The 753-nt window shown below is 34.5% G+C and carries 1 protein-coding gene; it reads left to right on the top strand.

Going from position 1 to position 753, the window contains the following annotated elements:
- The first annotated feature begins 93 nt into the window (after nucleotides 1-93).
- The gene (locus Q4489_RS18230; protein ID WP_303483383.1) at nucleotides 94-594 is read left to right on the top strand and encodes a GNAT family N-acetyltransferase; all 501 of its coding nucleotides are present in this window, start codon (nucleotides 94-96) and stop codon (nucleotides 592-594) included.
- The last annotated feature ends 159 nt before the right edge of the window (nucleotides 595-753 follow it).

The raw sequence follows: 753 nt of genomic DNA on the forward strand, positions 1-753 counted from the left end.
TTGTCCGATTTTTTGCAAAGATAAACGACGCAAAAAAGCGTCCAAGTAATTGCCCCGCTTCTTATGCGGGCGTTATGCGTATAGAGAGTATCAATGCAACTTGAGCTGTTATCTGAACATCATTTGAAGCAATTGTTTGATTTTGAACTAGAAAATAGATCATGGTTTGAATCATTAATTGAGCCTCGGGATAATGATTTTTATTCTGAGCAAGGTGTTGAACGACATATTAATGCAGAACTTGATAAAGTACGTTCTGGTTCTGCGTTTTGTGGTTTACTTATTAAAGATAATGAAATTGTCGCAAGAGCCAATTTAAGAGATATTAGCTCTAATAAAGCTTATGTAGGTTATAGGGTTTCAAAACGTTTTATATCCCAAGGCTATGCAAGCTTTTGTCTAGCTTCGCTAGTTGAAATTGCACAAAGAGAATTTAGTGTTCAATCTCTGGAAGCTAGAGTATTAGAAAACAATCCTGCTTCAAAGCATGTGTTGTTAAAGCAAGGCTTTGAAATTATTGGCGATGCACCTGATTTTATTAGTTTAAATAATAAGCCATTATCTTGTACTACGTTTAGGTTAAAATACGCATAACAAGCTGTTAAACAAGGACAAAAAACAGTTGGTTTTGCTCCTTCGTCACTAATTTTAACCAACTATTTTTTGCCTGTTAACAGGGCGTTGAGGCTGTAGAATTTCTCCCAAAAAGACGTTTTCACGTCTTTTTTTATATATTCTCAATTGTTTGTTTTT

It is taken from the genome of Thalassotalea sp. 1_MG-2023, assembly GCF_030546745.1.
Taxonomy (GTDB): domain Bacteria; phylum Pseudomonadota; class Gammaproteobacteria; order Enterobacterales; family Alteromonadaceae; genus Thalassotalea_C.